General features: G+C 35.7%; 1 protein-coding gene. It reads left to right on the top strand.

Annotation, left to right across the window (positions count from 1 at the left end; all coding sequences use genetic code 11):
* On the top strand, positions 1 to 442 hold a 442-nt coding region (locus KDK95_RS38980), incomplete at both ends, for an argininosuccinate synthase domain-containing protein (RefSeq protein ID WP_212522655.1).

Below are 442 nucleotides of genomic sequence, written 5' to 3'. Positions count from 1 at the left end.
CAAGTGTGGCCGTTCAATGGCTTATCGACAAAGGATACGACGTTGTAGCTTGTTGCCTAGATGTTGGTGAAGGTAAAGATTTAGACATCGCTTATAAAAAAGCTTTAGATATGGGAGCTGTTGAATGTCATATTATTGATGCAACAAAAGAATTTAGTGATGAGTATGTAAGTTATGCAATCAAAGGAAATTTAATGTATGAAAATGCATATCCATTAGTTTCTGCTTTATCAAGACCATTAATCGCTAAAAAATTAGTAGAGATTGCTGAGAAAACAAATTCAGTAGGTATCGCACATGGTTGTACTGGTAAAGGGAATGACCAAGTACGTTTCGAAGTTGCCATTAAAGCATTAAACCCATCATTGAAAGCATTCGCACCTGTACGTGAGTGGGCATGGAGTCGTGAAGAAGAAATTGATTATGCAATTAAACATAATAT

The sequence above is a fragment of the Actinospica acidithermotolerans genome, assembly GCF_018139625.1.
Classification (GTDB): Bacteria; Actinomycetota; Actinomycetes; order Streptomycetales; family Catenulisporaceae; genus Actinospica; species Actinospica acidithermotolerans.
This window is presented reverse-complemented; position numbering and strand designations above follow the sequence as displayed.